The sequence below is a fragment of the Erwinia billingiae Eb661 genome (genome assembly GCF_000196615.1).
In the GTDB taxonomy this organism is placed as follows: domain Bacteria; phylum Pseudomonadota; class Gammaproteobacteria; order Enterobacterales; family Enterobacteriaceae; genus Erwinia; species Erwinia billingiae.
Genome location: NC_014306.1, coordinates 242,186 through 255,488, shown reverse-complemented (window position 1 = coordinate 255,488; position 13,303 = coordinate 242,186). Strand labels below are relative to the sequence as shown.

Annotated in this window: 14 protein-coding genes; 3 read left to right on the top strand and 11 right to left on the bottom strand. The window is 56.4% G+C overall.

Translation table 11 applies throughout. From position 1 onward, the window contains the following. Window positions 1-58 precede the first annotated feature (58 nt). On the bottom strand, window positions 59-1,051 hold the full coding sequence (gene pldB, locus EBC_RS02565) for a lysophospholipase L2 (protein ID WP_013200261.1): 993 nt from the start codon (window positions 1,049-1,051) through the stop codon (window positions 59-61). A gap of 115 nt (window positions 1,052-1,166) precedes the next feature. On the opposite strand from pldB, the gene rhtB reads away from it, so the two are divergent. Further along, window positions 1,167-1,790 (top strand): homoserine/homoserine lactone efflux protein, encoded by a 624-nt coding sequence (rhtB, locus tag EBC_RS02560; protein ID WP_013200260.1) that lies wholly within the window; start codon window positions 1,167-1,169, stop codon window positions 1,788-1,790. A 46-nt stretch (window positions 1,791-1,836) separates the two neighbouring features. On the opposite strand, the gene recQ is transcribed toward rhtB, so the two are convergent. Both recQ and pldA read right to left on the bottom strand, forming a co-directional pair. Further along, on the bottom strand, window positions 1,837-3,663 hold the full coding sequence (gene recQ, locus EBC_RS02555; protein WP_013200259.1) for an ATP-dependent DNA helicase RecQ: 1,827 nt from the start codon (window positions 3,661-3,663) through the stop codon (window positions 1,837-1,839). Between the two features lie 54 nt (window positions 3,664-3,717). Continuing rightward, a complete protein-coding gene (gene pldA, locus EBC_RS02550; RefSeq protein WP_041691856.1) occupies window positions 3,718-4,596 on the bottom strand; it encodes a phospholipase A in 879 nt (292 codons plus the stop codon). 171 nt (window positions 4,597-4,767) lie between these two features. Between pldA and EBC_RS02545 the strand changes: the two genes are divergently transcribed. Then, a complete protein-coding gene (locus tag EBC_RS02545; RefSeq protein ID WP_041692183.1) occupies window positions 4,768-5,238 on the top strand; it encodes a thioesterase family protein in 471 nt (156 codons plus the stop codon). A 66-nt stretch (window positions 5,239-5,304) separates the two neighbouring features. After that, window positions 5,305-6,207, top strand: coding sequence for an EamA family transporter RarD (rarD, locus tag EBC_RS02540; RefSeq protein ID WP_013200256.1), 903 nt, complete (start codon window positions 5,305-5,307; stop codon window positions 6,205-6,207). A 54-nt stretch (window positions 6,208-6,261) separates the two neighbouring features. Here the strand turns inward: rarD and corA are convergent, their stop codons facing one another. The 8 genes from corA to lptM all read right to left on the bottom strand — a co-directional run bounded on the left by corA (window position 6,262) and on the right by lptM (window position 13,214). After that, window positions 6,262-7,215 (bottom strand): magnesium/cobalt transporter CorA, encoded by a 954-nt coding sequence (corA, locus tag EBC_RS02535; RefSeq protein WP_013200255.1) that lies wholly within the window; start codon window positions 7,213-7,215, stop codon window positions 6,262-6,264. A gap of 151 nt (window positions 7,216-7,366) precedes the next feature. Continuing rightward, window positions 7,367-7,423 carry a YsgD/CorL family protein gene (gene ysgD, locus EBC_RS26315; protein ID WP_371732180.1) on the bottom strand — a complete coding sequence of 19 codons (57 nt, stop codon included), beginning with the start codon at window positions 7,421-7,423 and terminating at the stop codon, window positions 7,367-7,369. Window positions 7,424-7,580: 157 nt separating this feature from the next. Further along, a complete protein-coding gene (uvrD, locus tag EBC_RS02530; RefSeq protein WP_013200254.1) occupies window positions 7,581-9,743 on the bottom strand; it encodes a DNA helicase II in 2,163 nt (720 codons plus the stop codon). 57 nt (window positions 9,744-9,800) lie between these two features. Next, window positions 9,801-10,517, bottom strand: a complete 717-nt coding sequence (gene yigB / locus EBC_RS02525; RefSeq protein WP_013200253.1) for a 5-amino-6-(5-phospho-D-ribitylamino)uracil phosphatase YigB — start codon at window positions 10,515-10,517, stop codon at window positions 9,801-9,803. Continuing rightward, window positions 10,517-11,425, bottom strand: coding sequence for a tyrosine recombinase XerC (gene xerC / locus EBC_RS02520; protein WP_013200252.1), 909 nt, complete (start codon window positions 11,423-11,425; stop codon window positions 10,517-10,519). Before xerC ends, yigB begins: the two co-directional genes overlap by 1 nt. Further along, on the bottom strand, window positions 11,422-12,129 hold the full coding sequence (locus tag EBC_RS02515; protein WP_013200251.1) for a DUF484 domain-containing protein: 708 nt from the start codon (window positions 12,127-12,129) through the stop codon (window positions 11,422-11,424). The genes xerC and EBC_RS02515 overlap by 4 nt, the downstream gene beginning before the upstream one ends. Then, window positions 12,126-12,950 carry a diaminopimelate epimerase gene (gene dapF / locus EBC_RS02510; protein WP_013200250.1) on the bottom strand — a complete coding sequence of 275 codons (825 nt, stop codon included), beginning with the start codon at window positions 12,948-12,950 and terminating at the stop codon, window positions 12,126-12,128. Before dapF ends, EBC_RS02515 begins: the two co-directional genes overlap by 4 nt. Before the next feature lie 27 nt (window positions 12,951-12,977). Then, window positions 12,978-13,214: an LPS translocon maturation chaperone LptM gene (lptM, locus tag EBC_RS02505; RefSeq protein WP_041691855.1), complete on the bottom strand. Its 237-nt coding sequence runs from the start codon at window positions 13,212-13,214 to the stop codon at window positions 12,978-12,980. Window positions 13,215-13,303 lie beyond the last annotated feature (89 nt).

The following is a 13,303-nucleotide window of genomic DNA, read 5'->3' as shown; positions in this document are numbered from 1 at the left end:
CTGTTATCGGGCATGCTTTCTTGCCCGCTAATGAGAGTCATATCTGAGTCGTGCACAATTAGGGATGTCTGGAAAAAAACGCGACGATCGCGTCCAGCGCTTCGGCACGCATGCTGTCTTTTTCAAACAAGATCTCATGACGCGCGCCGTCGATAACAAACGGTTTTCCCCCTTCACAGAGTTGCCCCGCAGTGGTCATGGCCTGACAGAATAAATCCTGGGCCCGGTTATCCACCACCTTGTCCGCACCGGCCTGCAGCAGCAGCAGCGGCGTGGTGATTTCTTTCGCTTTCTCTAAAATGCTTTGTCCGGCCAGCACGCCTTCACGCACCCAATGATAGGTTGGACCACCTACCCGCAGGCCGGGGTCGTCAGCGTAAAAGCGCAGATTGCGCCGGTAACGTTCACGGCTGTGGGTCAGCGCATTGATACCAAACGGGCGTGCGCGCCATTTTCCGGTGCCCATCGCATAACCATCACGGAATGCCGGACGTTTCTCTGCCCAGTTCAGGATCTGGTTGGCCATCCATACGGGCATCGGCAGATAGATACCGAACATTGGTGACGCCAGCACTACCGCATCGAACGCTTTCGGCTGTCTTGCCAGCATCAGCGTCAGGATCGCGCCACCCATCGAGTGAGCAAGCGCATAACGATGACGGTAATCGCGGCTGGCAATTTCCTTTTGATACAGCGTTTCCAGATCGTCGACATAGTGGTCGAAGGCTTCTACGTGCCCACGGTGCGAATCCTGCAGCAACCGGCCCGAACGTCCCTGCCCGCGGTGGTCGATAATCACCACATCATAGCCGCAGTGGAACAGATCGTAGGCCAGCTCAGGGTATTTCACGTAGCTTTCGATGCGCCCCGGGCAGAGCAGAATAACGTTATCGTGTTTTTCAGCGCTGAAGCGGACGTAGCGGATCGCCACGTCTTCCACGCCGGTAAATTCACCCTCTTCCCGGCGCTTCCAGAAATCCAGCAGCGGGCCTGTAGCAAAAGCGGCAAACGCCTTTTCACGCGTTGGCCAGCCGTTTTTTCGACCTGTCATCGGCTTCAGCCCTCACTCCCTTCATCCGCTGCGAAAGACCTCACGTCATCCCGTAGCGCAACCGCAAACAATGACGTATTGTGTCACACTTCTGCGCTATCAGGGAGCGTTACCCATGACCATCGAGTGGTGGCTGGCTTATCTTCTTACAACCAGCATTTTAAGTCTTTCCCCGGGTTCGGGTGCCATTAATACCATGAGCACCGGCATCAGCCATGGCTATCGTGGCGCGGTTGCCTCTATTTCTGGCCTGCAGGTCGGTCTGTCGCTGCACATTGTGCTGGTCGGCATTGGGCTGGGCGCGCTGTTCTCCCAGTCCGTTTTAGCGTTTGAAATTCTGAAGTGGGCAGGTGCGGCCTATCTGGTCTGGCTGGGCATCCAGCAGTGGCGCTCTGGCGGCGGTATCGATCTGCAAGCCGTGGCGAAAGCCATGCCACGTCGCAAGCTGTTTAAGCGGGCGGTGTTGGTTAACCTGACTAATCCGAAGAGCATTGTTTTTCTGGCGGCGCTGTTCCCGCAGTTCATCATTCCGCATCAGCCGCAGGCGATTCAGTATCTGGTGCTGGGCGTGACGACGGTGGTGGTCGATATCATTGTGATGATTGGCTATGCCACATTAGCAACGCGCATCGCGGGCTGGATCAAAGGGCCAAAGCAGATGAAGTTGCTGAACAGAACCTTTGGCGGGATGTTTATGGCGGTGGGTGCGTTGCTGGCCTCAGCCCGACGCATTGCCTGACAGGCGAAGCGAAAAGGCCGGGCAGCCAGCCCGGCCTCTGATTGCCTTACTCTTCGTCACCATCGACGTGATCCCGGATCATCACCATAAACGGTTTACCAAATCGCTCCAGCTTCTTCTGCCCTACCCCGTTGACGCCCAGCATCTCTGATGCGGTGATCGGCATCTGCTCGGCCATTTCAATCAGCGAGGCATCGTTGAACACCACATACGGCGGGACGTTGTTTTCGTCGGCAATCGCTTTGCGTAATTTACGCAGCTTGGCGAACAGCTTGCGATCGTAATTGCCGCCGTAAGATTTCTGGCTGCTGCTGCGGGTTTTGACCGTTACCAGCCTTGGCACCGCCAGCATCAGTGAGGCTTCGCCCCTGAGGACCGGCCGGGCCGCTTCCGTAAGCTGTAGGGCAGAGTGCATCGCAATGTTTTGCGTCACCAGCCCGAGGTGGATCAGCTGACGCAGCACGCTCACCCAGTGTTCATGGCTCTGATCTTTACCAATGCCGTAAATCGGCAATTTATCGTGCTGCATATCGCGAATACGCTGATTGTTCGCGCCTCTCAGCACTTCAACAATGTAGCCCATACCAAAACGCTGCCCAACGCGATAAATACCGGATAATGCTTTCTGCGCTTCCACCAGACCATCATAACGGCGTGGCGGATCCAGGCAGATATCGCAGTTGTCGCAAGGCTGCTGACGACCTTCGCCAAAGTAATTCAGTAGCACCAGTCGACGGCAGGTTTGCGCTTCCGCAAAGGCACCCATAGCGTTCAGCTTGTGTCGCTCAATGTCCTGCAACGGACCCGGCGCTTTTTCATCCAGGCAACGGCGCAGCCAGGCCATATCGGCCGGATCGTACAGCATCAGGGCTTCGGCAGGCAGGCCATCGCGCCCGGCGCGTCCGGTTTCCTGATAATAGGACTCGATGTTGCGTGGGATATCAAAGTGCACCACAAAGCGTACGTTGGGCTTGTTGATGCCCATGCCGAACGCCACCGTGGCGACAACGATTTGCAGGTCATCGCGTTGGAATGCTTCCTGAACCTGCGCGCGATGGGCATTGTCCATCCCGGCATGATAGGCGCCGACGCTCAGCCCACGGCTTTGCAACCTGGCGGCGGTGTCTTCCACCTTCGCCCGGCTGTTACAGTAAATGATGCCGCACTTGCCCCGTTGATCCTGCACGTAGCGGAGCAGCTGCTCGGTGGGTTTGAATTTTTCGACCAGCGTGTAGCGGATATTCGGGCGGTCGAAGCTGCTGATTTGGATCAGCGGATCGTCCAGCTGAAGCAGACGCGCAATATCATTGCGGGTGGTTTCATCCGCCGTGGCCGTCAGGGCCATCACCGGCACATCAGGCAGGCGCTGGCGTAGCTGGCCCAGGGCGCCGTATTCAGGACGGAAATCATGGCCCCACTGAGAAATACAGTGCGCTTCATCGACCGCCAGCATGGCTGGATTCCAGTGCAGCAGATTGTCGAGGAAGTTATCCATCATCAGGCGTTCAGGCGCGATATACAGCAGCCGCACTTTACCCGTACGGCAACCGGCCATCACCTCCTGCTGCTCTTCACGGGTCTGGGTGGAGTTGAGGCAAGCGGCCGAAACGCCGTTAGCCAGCAGCTGATCCACCTGATCTTTCATCAGCGAGATCAGCGGAGAGACCACCAGCGTCAGGCCTTCTCTTACCAGCGCAGGGATTTGATAGCAGAGCGACTTACCGCCGCCGGTCGGCATAACGACCAGGCAGTCACGCCCGTTCAGTGAGGCCTGAATGATCGATTGTTGTCCTGGGCGAAAGTGCTGGTAGCCGAAGGTCTCTTGCAGTACCTGTTCCGCCAGCGCTTCCTGATTAATAACTGCCGTTGACACGTATTCCCCAAATCTGATGAGGGGTGAGCGGCGTCAACCACTCACCCAAAAACATTAAAACAGGTCGTTCAACATCACGCCCACACCCACGCGCGTCTGGCGGTGATTGTAGTCAATCAGTGATTCACCATAGCCGCTGAACACCTGAGTGTAGAAGCGAACGTGATTGGTCATCGGGTAGCTCCAGCCCATTTCCGCGCCGCCATAACCGCTGTTCCAGTTATAGTTGCTCTTCACGCTGAAAATGCTCTCGCCCCACTGATAGCCAACGGTCAGGCGATAATACCCCATGTACTTAGTGATATCCGGGTTATCATCATTATTTTCATTTTCTGGAAGGCGGTACCAGGGTTTGGCTTCGACCATCCAGTTGCCGTTCTGCGCCATCAAACGCGCATAGACACGGTTCCAGCTTCGCGACGTCGGTTCTGAGCGTCCGTTGGACTGGTGGTTCAGACCGGTTTCGATATCTCGCAGCGTCCAGCCGGCAAAGGTGTAATCCGTTGCCCATCCCACGAAGATCTGTGGCTGGTAGTCAGTTTCACGAAACGGTGAAGACGCACCGCGGTTTGAAAGCTGCCACCAGTTGCTTTGCGTATAAGACGCGGCCAGCACTGAGTTATCACCCAAAATGCCACGCCACAGCGGAAACGCCAGGCTAAGCTGGAATTTCACTTCATCATGCTTGGCTTTATTGCCCCAGTTATAGGTCTGGATCGCATCTTTATTGATGTTGCTGGTGTCGGTATACAGAACATAGTTACTTTCGTACGGGAAAAGAACGAAAGGGTTGTCATGCTTTTCCAACAGGTTAGCAATGATACTGCCAGGCACGGCGGGCTTGTCATGGACCTCAGTGACCGTGGCCTCTTGTGCCAGAACTAACGTGGGAAACAGGAAGGCTGCAACCAGCAATCCTCTCAGCATAGGCATAATGTTCTCCAGAGCGAATAAAGGGATAAGTGGATAAAAAGCACGCCATTCTACACAGAAAGCGAGTGTGGCATTAGCGCTGTTTTTGTAAAGTGGAAACCTGACCCGCCTGAGCCTAATATGGCCAGCTGCTTCCCATTAAAATGACATTGCCGCAAAGGAATTCTCATGATGTCTGCAGTCCCTCTGACTCAGGATGCCGCGCGCCGCCTGATCGGTGACATTTTTGTTTATCATATGCCGTTTAACCAGGCGCTGGGCCTGCATTTAGACCGGCTGGAACCCGATTACGCCGAGCTGAGCTTTGCCAATCAGACCCAGCTGGTGGGCAATGTGGCGCAGAAGATTTTGCACGGTGGCGTGATCGCGTCAGTGCTGGACGTGGCGGCCGGTCTGGTCTGCGTCAGCAGCGCGTTGACGCGTCAGGAGAGTATTACCGAAGAGGAGCTGCGTCAGCGATTATCGCGTATGGGCACCATCGATCTGCGGGTCGATTATCTTCGTCCGGGTCGCGGAGAGCGGTTTATTGCCACCAGCAGCCTGCTGCGGGGCGGCAATAAGGTCTCGGTCGCGCGCGTTGAACTGCATAACGACACGGGCCTGTATATTGCCAGCGCTACGGCCACCTACCTGACGGGTTAATGCGCTCATCATGCCGTCAATAGCAGTCCCTACACCCCTACATTAGACCTGATGGAGCCTGTTTTCATGGATGCGCAACACACCCGCCAGGGGATCTTTTTTGCCCTCGGCGCCTATTTTATCTGGGGTATTGCCCCAGCCTATTTCAAACTTCTGCAACAGGTCGCGCCGGGCGAAATCATGACGCACCGGGTGATTTGGTCATTCTTCTTTATGCTGTTGCTGGTCAGTCTCAGCCGGAACTGGGCCAAAGTGAAGCTGATCCTGCAGCAGCCGAAAAAGATCCTGATGCTGGCGGTCTCGGCCACGGTTATCTGTGCAAACTGGCTGATTTTTATCTGGGCGGTGAATAATCAGCATATCCTGGAAGCCAGCCTGGGTTACTTTATCAATCCGCTGCTGAACGTGGTGGTGGGCATGGTATTCCTGAAAGAACGCTTTCGTCGCCTGCAGTGGCTGGCAGTGGCGCTGGCCGCCTGTGGTGTGCTCATTCAGCTGTGGAAGTTTGGTTCGGTGCCGATCATTGCTATCGGTCTGGCGGTCACCTTTTCCGCCTATGGCCTGATCCGCAAAAAGATTGGTGTGGATGCCCAGACCGGCATGTTGGTCGAAACCAGCTGGCTGCTGCCGGTGGCAGCTATTTACCTGTTTGGCATTGCTGATTCCAGCACCAGCCACCTGAGCCAGAATCCACTGACGCTGAACCTGTTGCTGGTGGCCGCCGGGATCGTCACCACCATTCCGCTGATGCTGTTTACTGCCGCCTGCAGCAGGCTGCGCCTGTCGACCGTTGGCTTCTTCCAGTATCTGGGCCCGACGCTGATGTTCCTGCTAGCCGTGGTGTTTTATGGTGAGCACATGACGCCTGATAAAGTGGTGACCTTCAGCTTTATCTGGGCCGCGCTGGCACTGTTTATTCTGGATGCGGTGTGGACGCTGAAGCGGAGCAGGCAGCCAGGTCTGGCCTGAGTGTTGAAACAAAAAACCCCGCTTGCGCGGGGTTTTCGTTTTTTGCAGCCGGGATTAAAGCCAGTTTTTACGCTTGAAGTAGGCGTAAGGCGCCAGCCCTGCCAGGATCATCAGCGTAATCGCGCCTGGGTAACCAAAGCTCCATTTCAGCTCGGGCATAAACTCGAAGTTCATCCCGTAGCTGGATGCCACCAGCGTTGGCGGCAGGAACACTACCGAGACCACCGAGAAGATCTTGATGATGCGGTTCTGTTCGATATTGATAAAGCCCATCGCCGCCTGCATCAGGAAGTTAACCTTCTGGAACAGCGATTCGTTATGCGGCAGCAGCGATTCGATATCTCGCAGGATTTCACGTGCCTGCTCCAGCTGATTGCCCGGCAAACGCGCTTTACGCACCAGGAAGTTCAGCGCGCGCTGGGTATCCATCAGACACAAACGCACCTTCCAGCCGATATCTTCCAGCTCGGCCAGCGTCGACAGCGCACCATCGAATTCGTCGCCCTGCTGACCTTCCATAATCACGCGGCTGAGCTTTTCCAGATCGCTGTAGATGTTTTCGATCTCATCCGCCAGCTGTTCAATTTTGGTCTCGAACAGATCCAGCAACAGCTCGTAGGCATTCCCGTCGATCAGGGTCTGGTTACGGGCACGCATCCTGTAGAGACGAAAAGCAGGCAGTTCGCGCTCGCGCAGCGTGTACAGACGCCCTTCACGAATGGTGAAGGCCACGGTGGAGTTACCGGCGTGGTCATCCGCATCTTCATAGAAGAAAAAGGAGTGGATATGCAGGCCGTCTTCATCTTCAAAGAAACGTGCTGAGGCTTCGATGTCTTCCAATTCAGGCCGGGTGGCCAGGCTCTGGCCCAGCTCGTTCTGGACACGGTCACGCTCATTTTCTTCCGGCTCGATCAGGTCGACCCAAACGGAGCTGGACAGCTCGTCGTTCGGCTCTTCCAGCTCAAGGCGGGTTAAGCGGCTTTTATCCAGTTTAAATGCGCTCAGCATAGCTGTACTCCCAATTCACAGTATCAGAATGGGACAATACGCTTGTACACAGGAAACGAGAGCGTTTCGGTCAGCAACAGCATCTGACTCAGAGCGACGGAAATGCGAGGTCGCCAACAACCGCGAAGGCTATCAGCAGAAGAGGATAGCCTTAGGAGTTGTACCTGGATTGCAGGTCAATGAGCCAGTAGGTACTGGGTGTGTCCAAGGCGAATGTCCTCTTAGGGTAATGGTGCGCGCATGTTACGCTGTGCTGAAAATGGCGTCAACAACCGTACCAGCATAAATACGCAACAAATATTGACAAGTGTTAAGCGAGCAGGAGAGAGGATCGGGGTGACGAAAAACTCACCCCGTAAACGTGATTAAACTGCTTCAAGCTTCGCATAGGCAGCGACCAGCCATTTGATGCCCTGCCCCTGAAATGCCACCTGAAGACGGCTGTGTTCCCCGCTGCCTTCCAGATTAACGATGGTACCTTCACCAAACTTGGCATGCCGCACCCGCTGGCCCAGCGCAAAGCCACTGTCATTCTGTGCCAGCGGCGTGCCCATACGCTGATGGTTAACCGGCCGGCTGACGCTGGCGCGCAGGCGAACTTCCTCGATGCACTCAACCGGCAGTTCGCCGATAAAGCGGGAAGGACGGTGATTCACCTCTTTGCCATAAAGGCGGCGGGTTTCAGCGTAGGTCAGGGTGAGCTTTTGCATCGCTCGCGTCACGCCGACATACGCCAGGCGCCGTTCCTCTTCCAGCCGGCCGCCCTCTTCCAGCGACATCTGGCTGGGGAACATGCCCTCTTCCATGCCGACGATAAACACCTGAATAAATTCCAGACCTTTGGCGGCGTGCATGGTCATCAGTTGCACCGCATCCTGCCATTTGTCGGCCTGACCTTCGCCCGCCTCCAGCGCAGCATGTGAGAGGAATGCCTGCAACGGCATCAGATCTTCATCTTCATCCTGATAGCTGTACTGCCGGGTGGCGTTGACCAGCTCCTCAAGGTTTTCAATACGCGCCTGGCCCTTCTCGCCCTTCTCCTGGTCGTACATCAACCACAGGCCGGAATCCTTGATCACCCGGTCAGTCTGCACGTGCAGTGGCATTTCACTGGTTTCCTGCGCCAGCGAATCCACCAGCTCGGTGAAGCGCTGCAGAGCAGAAGCGGCGCGACCCGCCAGCGCTTTTTCCTGCAACAGCGCGCGGGTACTCTGCCACAAGGTCAGCTGACGTTCGCGGGCGGTCTGACGCACAACGTCCAGCGTACGATCGCCGATGCCGCGGGTTGGCGTGTTCACCACACGTTCAAATGCCGCATCGTCGTTACGGTTGGAGATCATTCGCAGATACGCCAGCGCATCTTTGATTTCCTGACGTTCGAAGAAGCGCTGACCGCCATAAATGCGGTAAGGCATGCTGGTTTGCAGCAAGGCCTCTTCCAGCACGCGCGACTGGGCATTACTGCGATACAGGATGGCGCAGTCTTTCAGCGCCCCGCCGTTTTCCATCCACACCTTAATGCGGTTGACCACAAAGCGGGCTTCATCCAGCTCGTTAAAGGCGCAGTAAATCGAAATCGGTTCGCCATCTTTGCCATCGGTCCACAGCTCTTTACCCAGACGGCCATTGTTATTGGCGATCAGAGTGTTAGCGGCTTTAAGGATGTTATTGGTCGAGCGATAGTTCTGCTCAAGACGAACCGTTTCGGCCCCTTTGAAGTCGGTCAGGAAACGCTGAATGTTTTCGACCTGCGCACCACGCCAGCCATAAATGGACTGATCGTCATCGCCAACAATGATCACCTTGCCGGTGTCACCTGCCAGCATGCGGATCCAGGCGTACTGAATGTTGTTGGTATCCTGGAACTCATCCACCAGCACGTTGGTAAAACGCTCGCGATAGTGGTTGAGGATATGCGGTTTGTTGAGCCACAGCTCGTGAGCACGCAGCAGCAGTTCGGCAAAATCCACCAGCCCGGCGCGATCGCAGGCTTCCTGATAGGCCTGGTAAATGCGTAACCAGGTTTGCTCAACCGGATTGCCGTAGCTTTCGATATGTTTCGGGCGCAGCCCTTCGTCTTTCTTGCCGTTGATGTACCACATCGCCTGACGCGCGGGCCACTGCTTGTCATCCAGATTCATCGCTTTGATCAGGCGCTTCAACAGCCTCAGCTGATCTTCACTGTCCAGAATCTGAAAATCCTGTGGCAGATTGGCGTCCAGGTGGTGCGCACGCAGCAAACGGTGCGCCAGGCCATGGAAAGTCCCAATCCACATTCCGCCCTGACTGGTGCCGATCAGCTGCTCTATGCGATGACGCATCTCTGCCGCCGCTTTGTTGGTGAAGGTCACCGCCATAATCGAATAAGGTGAGCAGTTTTCAACGGCCATCAGCCAGGCAATACGATGAACCAGCACGCGTGTCTTGCCGCTGCCAGCACCAGCCAGCACCAGCAAGTTGCTGCGCGGCGCGGCAACGGCGTCGCGTTGTTTGTCATTCAAGCTGTCTAGCAGGTCAGAAACGTCCATAGGCACCGTCAGGAAAGGGGGAGCGCCACGCGCTCCACTGGATATTTAACCAGTCTATTATATCAGCGCAGTCAGCGATGCCAACTGCGAAATTTCCAGCGTGGGAAGCAGGCGGGAATCTGCGATATGCATCAGGTTGCCTTTGCGCAGATTGATCCAGCAGGCCTGCATACCGCAACGCACTGAACCCGCAACGTCAGTCGTCAGGTCATCGCCCACATGCAGAATACTCTGTAGCGGCAGATTCAGCTTCTCAGCCGCAACGTGATACATATCGTCATACGGCTTGGCGCGGCCATCCGGACCGGCACGCAGGATAAACTGGAAGTACTTGTCCAGACCAAACAGGTGCGGCTCAGCGTTACCGTTGGTGATCGCCACCAGCGGGATCTGTTTTGCCAGCGTGGCCAGCGTCTGATGGGTCTCTTCCGGTACGTCGATCTTGCTGCGCCAGTGAGCGAAGTGCGCCATCGCTGCGCGTGAACCTTCTTCGGATTCGCGCGGCGTCAGGCCGGCATTCAGCATTGCCAGTTCCACCGCGCGGCGTCGCCACTCGCTGACATCGTGATAAATGTCTGGCTCCTGCTCGCGCAGGCTGTCGCGCAGCTGCTGATATTGCTCAACGCTGAAATGGTTTAAGGCCGGATGATAAGACTGCAGGAAAGCGTGCGACTCTTCAGTGGTACGCATGATCACCGGATAGTTGTCGTACAGCGTGTCATCCAGATCAAAGGTCATCGCGGCAATCGGTCGCAGCGGTCGGTAAAAGTGCATCAGGATTTTCCTCGTTTGGCACGGGGATGGGCGGCATCGTAAACCGACGCCAGGTGTTGGAAGTCGAGATGGGTATAAATCTGGGTGGTGCTGAGGTTGGCATGACCCAGTAACTCCTGCACCGCGCGCAAATCGCCGCTGGACTCCAGCATATGGGTGGCAAAAGAGTGGCGCAATTTATGCGGGTGAATATGGCTGGAAACGCCCTGCTTCGCGCCCCACTCGGCGAAGCGCTTTTGCACGTTGCGGGCGGACATGCGTTTACCGTATTTCGACAGGAAGACCGCCTGGTCTTCGGGTGCAAAAAGTTCGCGCATTTCCAGCCAGTGTTCCATCCATTGCACGGCGGTGCGGCCAATCGGCAAGCGTCGCTCCTTACTGCCTTTACCCACCACCCACACTTCGCCCGAAGCTAAGTCCAGATGGCCGGTATCGATGCCCACCAGCTCTGACAGACGCAATCCGGCACCGTACATAATTTCGAGCATGGCGCGGTCGCGCACCGCCAGCGGATCGTTCAGATCGATATCCAGCAGCTGGCTGACTTCATCCACATCGATATTCTTCGGCAGATGGCGCGGCGCGCGCGGCGTGGCAACGCCTTTTGCCGGATTGGCTTTCAGCACGCCCTGGCTGATTTGCCAGTCGAGGAAGCTGCGGAGTGCGGACAGACGTAAGGCCAGGCTGGCGGGTTTCAGGCCGCCGCGACGGCTGCGGGCCGCCAGCGAACGCACCTGCGCCGCATCCAGCTTGTCCCAGGCCGTTAGCTTCATCTCGGTGAGCAAGGCAAGGCAGGCGGCAAGCTGGCGTTGGTAATTGATTTGAGTCAGCGGACTGAGCTGGCGCTCTACCTTCAGGTAGCGCAGGAATCCCTCTACGGCGGGTTGTAGAGGCGAGTCACTGCTCATGCGCGTTCGACCCAGCGCGTCAGCAGGTCTGGCAGCATCAGAGAGAGGTGCTGTAACAGCACGGTTCCCATGCCTGACTGATAATGCTGCGTGTCACGGCTGCTGAAAATCAGCACGCCCAGATCGCCCTGTTCGCCCATCAGCGACATCGCCACCGAACCAATCGCTTTGGCCTGAGGCAGCAACAGCAACAGCTCAGGGCCATTCAGGCTGCCCAGGTAATGCTGCTGTTTACCCAGCCGCTGGATGCGGACGGATTCAAAAGCGTGTCGGGAAAGCGCGAGCTGAGTGAAGTCAGAAGGCGCGCCAATCCGCCATTTCTCGCTGAACAGGCGGACGTTAGCGCCTGCCAGCCCCAGCTCTCTGGCCCAGCGATGCAGGCGATTAAGCATATCGTGCAGGCTGTCTGCGGCCGCAAGGCGGGCCTGCAGGGATAACAGGCGGTCAAACAGCTGCTGATTCGCGCTGGCCTGCTCCATCAGCAGGGTGATCTCTTCTTCTAACTGGGTGATATGGTTGCGCTGGCGAGCCAGCTGCCACTCCACCAGCGAGACCGTGCCGCGCACCGGATGGGGCACCAGCATCTGCTCAACCTGACGGGCATTACGGATAAAGAAGTCCGGATTTTGCAGCAGGAACTCGCTGACCGCTCGATCGTCCAGCAGCAATTCGCTGGTCGCCTGTTGTTCTCCGACATTTTTCATAAATGAATAAATCCGTCATAAACGTGAGTGGCTGGACCGGTCATATACAGCGGATGTCCCGGGCCTTTCCAGGCAATGTTTAAGCTGCCGCCAGGCAGATCGACGCGTACTTTTTCAGCCAGCAGCGCCTGCTGAATGCCGACGGCAACCGCCGCACAGGCTCCGCTACCGCAGGCCTGAGTTTCACCCGCGCCACGCTCATACACGCGCAGGCGGATGTGTTCACGGCTGACCACTTCCATAAAGCCGACGTTAACGCGCTCAGGGAAGCGATCGTGACTTTCCAGCACCGGACCCAGGCTTTCGACAGCGGCGGTTTTCACGCTGTCCACTTGCAGCACACAGTGAGGATTACCCATCGACACCACGCCACACATGATGGTTTGCTCAGCAACGCGCATCAGGTAGAGGTTTTCGGCTTTATTGGCGCGGAACGGCACCTGTTGCGGATCGAAGTTGGGTTCACCCATGTTGACGCAAACCAGCTCATCCTGCGTGACGCTAAGCACCATACGCCCGGTTTGCGTGCTGACGCGAATATCATTCTTGTTGGTCAGCCCTTTCAACCGCACGAAGCGGGCAAAACAGCGCGCGCCATTGCCGCACTGGGCAACTTCACTGCCATCAGCATTGAAAATACGGTAATGGAAGTCGAGATCGGGATCGTACGGTGGCTCGACGATCAGCAGCTGATCGAAACCGATCCCCAGATGACGATCCGCCAGACGCCGGATCAATTCTGGAGAAAAATAGACGTTTTGCGTCACGGCATCGACCACCATAAAGTCATTGCCCAGACCGTGCATTTTGGAGAACTGCATTTTTGGCTCCAACGAGTGCGTCATAGTTTACTGAGCCGTTTGCGTTTCCGGTTCGGTGGTCGAAGGCTGGCTCTGCGTTCCATTCTGAGCTGGCGTCGTGACAGCGCGCTGATCCGTGGCGGTCGCGGGTGTCTTTTTGGTGCTCTCAGTGGTTTGCTGCTTTGGCTTTTCCTGCGGCGGGAAGTACAAAGGTCCTTTCAGTCCGCACCCTGCCAGGCTGACTACAGCCAGCACCAGCGCCATCCGGCAAATCATTTTGTTCATGCTTATTCTGCTCGTTATCAGGGCCTGTTTGTTGTCTATCATCGCAGGTGAAGTGCTAAAAGCAACAGGAAAAGCTGATTCGATGTCAC

Bases quoted from the DNA above. Each gene is read 5' to 3' on its own strand.
- pldB (WP_013200261.1), bottom strand. From the start codon at position 1,051: ATGACAGGTCGAAAAAACGGCTGGCCAACGCGTGAAAAGGCGTTTGCC.
- rhtB (WP_013200260.1), top strand. From the start codon at position 1,167: ATGACCATCGAGTGGTGGCTGGCTTATCTTCTTACAACCAGCATTTTA.
- pldA (WP_041691856.1), bottom strand. From the start codon at position 4,596: ATGCCTATGCTGAGAGGATTGCTGGTTGCAGCCTTCCTGTTTCCCACG.
- EBC_RS02545 (WP_041692183.1), top strand. From the start codon at position 4,768: ATGTCTGCAGTCCCTCTGACTCAGGATGCCGCGCGCCGCCTGATCGGT.
- rarD (WP_013200256.1), top strand. From the start codon at position 5,305: ATGGATGCGCAACACACCCGCCAGGGGATCTTTTTTGCCCTCGGCGCC.
- corA (WP_013200255.1), bottom strand. From the start codon at position 7,215: ATGCTGAGCGCATTTAAACTGGATAAAAGCCGCTTAACCCGCCTTGAG.
- uvrD (WP_013200254.1), bottom strand. From the start codon at position 9,743: ATGGACGTTTCTGACCTGCTAGACAGCTTGAATGACAAACAACGCGAC.
- yigB (WP_013200253.1), bottom strand. From the start codon at position 10,517: ATGCACTTTTACCGACCGCTGCGACCGATTGCCGCGATGACCTTTGAT.
- xerC (WP_013200252.1), bottom strand. From the start codon at position 11,425: ATGAGCAGTGACTCGCCTCTACAACCCGCCGTAGAGGGATTCCTGCGC.
- EBC_RS02515 (WP_013200251.1), bottom strand. From the start codon at position 12,129: ATGAAAAATGTCGGAGAACAACAGGCGACCAGCGAATTGCTGCTGGAC.
- dapF (WP_013200250.1), bottom strand. From the start codon at position 12,950: ATGCAGTTCTCCAAAATGCACGGTCTGGGCAATGACTTTATGGTGGTC.
- lptM (WP_041691855.1), bottom strand. From the start codon at position 13,214: ATGAACAAAATGATTTGCCGGATGGCGCTGGTGCTGGCTGTAGTCAGC.